This window comes from Inquilinus sp. (genome assembly GCF_057815775.1).
In genome coordinates this window covers 1-6125 of the sequence record NZ_JBYRFX010000562.1, presented here as the reverse complement: position 1 = coordinate 6125, position 6125 = coordinate 1, and the positions used below count along the sequence as shown (strand labels likewise).

The 6125-nt window shown below is 68.4% G+C and carries 6 protein-coding genes; 4 read left to right on the top strand and 2 right to left on the bottom strand.

The window, feature by feature from the left end:
• From AC3XYG_RS19495 to AC3XYG_RS19485, 3 genes are all read left to right on the top strand, one after another.
• Window positions 1-521 (top strand): glycosyltransferase family protein (locus tag AC3XYG_RS19495; RefSeq protein ID WP_489141520.1); only part of this gene is annotated, 521 nt, incomplete at its 5' end.
• A 122-nt stretch (window positions 522-643) separates the two neighbouring features.
• Window positions 644-1051, top strand: a complete 408-nt coding sequence (locus AC3XYG_RS19490) for a hypothetical protein (protein ID WP_489141519.1) — start codon at window positions 644-646, stop codon at window positions 1049-1051.
• 149 nt (window positions 1052-1200) lie between these two features.
• A complete protein-coding gene (locus AC3XYG_RS19485; RefSeq protein ID WP_489141518.1) occupies window positions 1201-1965 on the top strand; it encodes a helix-turn-helix transcriptional regulator in 765 nt (254 codons plus the stop codon).
• A gap of 183 nt (window positions 1966-2148) precedes the next feature.
• Here AC3XYG_RS19485 and gltA read toward each other — a convergent pair whose 3' ends face one another.
• Both gltA and gltX read right to left on the bottom strand, forming a co-directional pair.
• Window positions 2149-3465: a citrate synthase gene (gene gltA, locus AC3XYG_RS19480; protein WP_489141517.1), complete on the bottom strand. Its 1317-nt coding sequence runs from the start codon at window positions 3463-3465 to the stop codon at window positions 2149-2151.
• Between the two features lie 185 nt (window positions 3466-3650).
• A complete protein-coding gene (gltX, locus tag AC3XYG_RS19475) occupies window positions 3651-5057 on the bottom strand; it encodes a glutamate--tRNA ligase (RefSeq protein ID WP_489141516.1) in 1407 nt (468 codons plus the stop codon).
• A gap of 82 nt (window positions 5058-5139) precedes the next feature.
• Between gltX and AC3XYG_RS19470 the strand changes: the two genes are divergently transcribed.
• Window positions 5140-6125 (top strand): ComEC/Rec2 family competence protein (locus tag AC3XYG_RS19470; RefSeq protein WP_489141515.1); only part of this gene is annotated, 986 nt, incomplete at its 3' end.

Sequence of the window (6125 nt, the reverse complement as noted above, 5' to 3'; positions counted from 1 at the left end):
AGGCGCTTGCTGCCCGCCACCCCGGGCTGCGGGTGGCGGTGCCGACGGTCGAGACGGTGGCGGGGCCGGTGCGCGAAGCGGTGAAAAGCTGGGCCGGCAACCCGATCCTGATCGAGGGCGATGGCGAGAAATACGGCGCCTTCGCCGCCAGCGACGCCGCGCTCGCCGCCTCCGGCACGGTGGCGCTGGAACTCGGCATGGCCGCGGTGCCGAGCGTGATCGCCTATCTCATCAACCCGGTCACGGCCTTCTTCGTCCGGCGGCTGCTGACGACCAAATACGCCAACCTGGTCAACATCATGCTCGACCGCTTGGCGGTGCCGGAGCTGCTGCAGGAAAACTGCACGCCGGAGCGCCTGACCGCGGAAATCGACCGGCTGCTGACCGACCCCGCGGCGGTGGTGGCGCAGCGCGCGGCCTATGACGAGGTGGCGCGGATGATGCGGCTGCCGGATGGCGACACGCCCGGCGACCGGGCGGCGCAGGTGGTGCTGGACGTGATTCGCCAAGGCCGCCGCTGAGACTCTCCGGCCGCCCGGCCAGTCCCGATTCCTGGGGGATTGAGGCGCGGGGCATGGTCGACGGACACTGGTCGGAGTGCAGCAAGGGACTCCGCCTCCGCGGCGCGAGACACGCTCCGAAGATGGCTTTCGACAACATGGTGCTGGGTGCGCTCGTGGTCACGAGCCTGCTGTGGCCGTCGGATTTCGATCGCCACCGTGGCCGCTACGACGCCGTCATCGACCGGGCCGAGGCGCTGGCGACCACGCCGGGATCCGTCGCCCGGTTTCGCGGCGATTGGGCCTTCGACCCGACGGCCAAGCCCGCCGATCCGAATGTCTGCGTCTTGCGGACCGGGGATGGCGGGCTGGCCGTCGCGATCATTGCCGTCGATTGGCACCATGGCGGCCGGTCGGGCTATCTCTATGCAAAGCCGGAGCCGTCGGCCGCGGAGCTCCCCGGACTGCTCGACCGCATCGGCTGCGGTGAATGGGAAACGCTGCGGCCGATCGAGGCCGGCTGGTGGGCCCTGGACAGCCATCTGGACTGACGGCGCCGGCCCGCGCAGGTGGTGCCGGATGTGATCCGGCGGGGCGGGGACCCGTCTGAAGTCTGCCGGGCACCGGGATCCAACGAAACGACACAATTCAGAGCTTGATTCCATTCCGCCAGTCTTTGGCGGATTCCATGTTGGGCCTAATGATCACCCAGGATCGGTTCTGCCATCTCGTTGGCCAGACTTACGATGCCGCCATGGGGCAGGAAGAATGGCCGGCGGTGCTTGGCCATCTCCTGACAGCGGTTGGCGGAACCTGCGTGGCGCTGATCCGCCATGGCGGTCCGGCGTCCGGCAGCATCACGGTCGGCTGCGACCCCGCCTGCCTGCAGTTGTATGAGAGCTACTATCATCGGATCGACCCGATCCAGCCGTTGCTGCGGCGGTTCCCGTCCGGCTCGGTGGTCGACGATCGGATGCTCGTGCCCGGGCGGGATCTCGAACGCACCGAATTCTACAACGACTTCCTCAGCCGATGGGACCAGCATGGTGCCCTGTCTTGGCACAGCCAGGGCCCTGGGCGGCATATGGCGACGCTCAAGATCCTCCGCTCTCGGCGCCAACTGCCGTTCGGCGACGAGGAGACGCGCCTGATGTGCGCCCTGGCGCCGCATCTCGATCGGGCGCAACGCGTCGAGCGGCGTCTGCACGGCATCGCACCTGCCGCGCAGTCAGGATCGTCGCCGGCCTTGAGCCGGCGCGAGCGCGAATGCCTGCATGCGATTGCCCGTGGTGCCTCGAGCAAGATGATCGCCCGGCAGCTCGACCTCTCGACCCACACGGTCACGGACTATGTCAAATCCGCGATGCGCAAGCTCAAGGCCGCCAGCCGCACCGAAGCGGTGGCGACGGCGCTGGGCCTCGGCCTGATCGGCGCCGCGGAGCCGGTCGTTCAGGAAAACAGGTAGGTCAGCAGCGCTGCTGCGGCGAGCACCGCAACGAGGGCGGCGCCGAAGCGAAGCCTGGCGCGCCATGGCGCGCGATTGCTGTTGGCAGCCCGCGGCACGGACCGCGGGGTCGAGGAAACGCCGATCGGCCGGTCCGGGCGCCGCGGGGCACCCGAACCGGTCCGGTCGATTTGGGGGACTCGCTTAGCCACGCTCGCTCAGCGACACGAACGGGCGGGCGGTGTGCCCGGTGAACAGCTGGCGCGGCCGGCCGATCTTCTGGTGCGGGTCGCCGATCATCTCGGTCCACTGGGCGATCCAGCCGACAGTGCGCGCCACCGCGAACAGCACGGTGAACATGCTGGTCGGGAAGCCCATCGCCTTCAGGATGATGCCCGAATAGAAGTCGACGTTCGGGTACAGCTTGCGCTCGACGAAATACTCGTCCTCCAGCGCGATCTTCTCCAGCGCCATGGCGAGGTCGAGCAGCGGATCCTTGATCCCGAGCTCTTCCAGCACCTCGTAGCAGGTGGCGCGCATCACCTTGGCGCGCGGGTCGTAGTTCTTGTAGACGCGGTGGCCGAAGCCCATCAGCCGGAACGGGTCGTCCTTGTCCTTGGCCCGCTTGACGAATTCGCCGACGCGATCCTTGCTGCCGATCTCGCCGAGCATCTTCAGCACGGCCTCGTTGGCGCCGCCATGGGCGGGGCCCCACAGCGAGGCGATGCCGGCGGCGATACAGGCGAACGGGTTGGCGCCGGAGGAGCCGGAGAGGCGGACGGTCGAGGTCGACGCGTTCTGCTCATGATCGGCGTGCAGGATCAGGATGCGGTCCATGGCGCGGGCCAGGACCGGGTTGATCTTGTACTCTTCCGCCGGCACGGCGAAGGTCATGTGCAGGAAGTTCTCGGCGAAGCTGAGATCGTTCCGCGGATAGATGAAGGGCTGGCCGATCGAGTACTTGTAGGCCATGGCCGCCAGGGTCGGCAGCTTGGCGATCAGCCGGTGCGAGGCGACTTCGCGCTGGCGCGGGTCATGCACGTCGGTCGAGTCGTGATAGAAGGCCGACAGCGCCCCGGTCACGCCGCACAGCACCGCCATCGGGTGGGCGTCGCGGCGGAAGCCACGGTAGAAGTGGTGGATCTGCTCATGCACCATCGTGTGGCGGGTGATGGTGCGCTCGAAATCGGCCTCCTGGGCCGCGTCGGGCAGCTCGCCATGGAGCAGGAGGTAGCAGACCTCGAGGAAGTTGCTCTTCTCCGCCAGGTCGTCGATGGCGTAGCCGCGGTGCAGCAGGATGCCCTCATCGCCGTCGATGTAGGTGATCTCGCTGTCGCAGGAGCCGGTCGAGGTGAAGCCGGGGTCGTAGGTGAACATCCCGGTTTCGGCATAGAGCTTGCGGATGTCGATGACACTGGGGCCCATGGTCCCGTCGATCACCGGCAATTCCACCGATTTCCCGGTCGAGTTGTCGGTCAGCGTGACGGTTCTCTGCGCCACGGGAGTCTTCGTATCGGGCATGACGATGTCCTTGAGCGGGGGCTTCGTACTGGAAACGCAGGTCATCCGCTCCGTCGGCCGGGAGAATAGTCGGCCGGCGGTGCAAGATCAACGCGACTTGGATCCTCCCGACGAAACAAATCGATCGCCTGTTTTTTAGGCTTTTTCTTGATTTGTCTTCAGAAACAAGTGGTTACGCGTCCTTCCTAAGGGGCACTGGCAGCATCGCGAATTCGCCGGAGCGTTTCATCGCGGCCGAGAATCGCGGCGACCTCGAAGATACCTGGGGACACATTCGATCCGGTCAATGCCGCGCGCAGCGGTTGCGCCACCTTGCCCAGCTTCAACCCCTCGGCCTCGGCGATGCGGGCGACCTCGGCCTCCAGCGCCGCTTCGGTCCAGTCGTTCAGGCCGGACAGCGCCGCCAGCACCCGGCCGAGCAGCGTCTTGGCCTCGGCGCTCAGGATCTTCAGCGCGCCCTCGTTCAGCGGCAGCGGGCCGGCGCGCAGGTAGAACAGCGCGCTGTCGGCCAGCTCGACCAGCGTCTTTGCCCGCTGCTTCAGCCCGTTCAGCCCGAGCAGCAGGATGCCGCGGTCGGCATCGTCCAGCGACCGGCCCAGCGCCGTTTCCAGAGTCGGCGTGATCCGTTCCAGCAAGTCGCTGTCCGGCGTGTCGCGCATATAGATGCCGTTCAGGTTCTCCAGCTTGGCGAAGTCCAGCCGCGAGGGCGACCGGCCGACAGCGTCGAGGTCGAACCACTCGATCGCCTTCTCGGTCGGGATCACCTCCTCGTCACCATGGCCCCAGCCGAGCCGCAGCAGGTAGTTGCGCAGCGCCGCCGGGAGGTAGCCGAGGTCGCGATACGCCTCGATCCCCAGCGCGCCGTGGCGCTTGGACAGCTTGGCCCCGTCCGGCCCGTGGATCAGCGGGAGATGGGCGAAGCCGGGCGGCACCGCCCCGATCGCGTTGTACAGCTGGACCTGGCGGAAGGTGTTGGTCAGGTGGTCGTCGCCGCGGATCACCTGGGTGATGCCCATGTCGATGTCGTCGACCACCACCGACAGCATGTAGGTCGGCGTGCCGTCGGCGCGCAGCAGCACCATGTCGTCGAGCTGGTCGTTCTGCACCGTGACCGCGCCCTGGACCTTGTCTTCGACCGTGGTATCGCCGGTCTGCGGCGCCCGCAGCCGGATCACCGGGGCGACGCCCTGCGGCGCCTCGGCCGGGTCGCGGTCGCGCCAATAGCCGTTGTAGCCGATGCGCTTGCCCTCGGCCTTGGCTTGCTCCCGCATCGCCTCCAGCTCGGCCGGAGAGCACCAGCAATGATAGGCCTTGCCCTCAGCCAGCAGCTTGCGCGCGATCTCGGCATGCCGCTCGCGCCGCTCGAACTGGGACACGATCTCGTCGTCCCATTCCACGCCGAACCAGGTCAGCCCCTCGATGATCGCCCGGACGGCGTCGTCGTTGGAGCGGGCGCGGTCCGTGTCTTCGATGCGCAGGCGGAAGATGCCGCCGTGATGGCGGGCGTACAGCCAGTTGTACAGGGCCGTCCGGGCCCCGCCGATATGCAGGTAACCGGTCGGGGAGGGGGCGAAGCGGGTCACGACCGTCATGGGTCAAATTCCGAAAGGGCTGCTACGATGAATTCGAGAGGTCCATAGCACAGGCCTTCATCCTATGGCCAATGCGGGGGAGGTGTCGGGGGTTCCGGCGGCCGTCCGGGCGTTCCCGGGCCGCTTTGCTGCCGGCTGGGCGGCAGCGGGCTGGACGATCGACTGGGCGGAGGTGCTCGACACCGTGGCAGGCGGGGTGCGGCGGCGCCTGGTGCTGCTGGTGCCGTGCTGCCTGTGCATCGGCATCGGCCTGTACTTTGCCTTGCCGTCCGAGCCGAAGCTGCAGGCCGGCGTGGCCGCGCTCGCCTTGTGCGGCGCCGTGGTGGCGCTGCTGCGCCGGCGCGAGCGGGCCGCCGCCTTCGCCGTGCTGCTGCTCGGCATCGCGCTCGGCTTCCTGGCGGCGGAGCTGCGGACCCGGCTGGTGGCGACGCCGATGCTGGACCGGGAGCGGCGGGGCGAGGTGACGGGCACGGTTGACACGATCGACCTGCTGCCGCATGGCGTGCGCGTGATCCTGAGCGACCTGACCATGGAGGGGCTGCCGCCCGAGGCGACGCCGGCCGGCGTGCGGCTGCGGCTGATCGGTTCGGACACGGTGCCGGCCGCCGGCGACCGCATCCGCGTGCGGGCGACGCTGGCGCCGGTGGACGGCCCGGCCTATCCCGGCGGCTTCGATTTCCGCCGGCAGCTGTTCTTCCAGGGCATCGGCGGCACCGGCTTCGCCATGGGCCGGATCGAACAGCTGGACGCGGCGGATGCGACGCCGTCGCCCCTGGCCCGGCTGCAGGACCGCATCGCCGCCCGGGTGCGGGCGCAGATCTCCGGCGACGCCGGGGCGATCGCCGTCGCCTTCATGACCGGGGAGCGGGCCGGCATCAGCGATGCGGCCAACCAGGCGATGCGCGATTCCGGCCTGGCCCATCTGCTGTCGATCTCGGGCATCCATATCAGCCTGGTGGCGATACTGCTGCTGGGCACGGTGCGGCTGGGCCTTGCCTTGGTCGAGCCGGTGGCGCTGCGCTGGCCGATCAAGAAATGGGCCGCCGGCTTCGCCCTGTTCGGCATCGT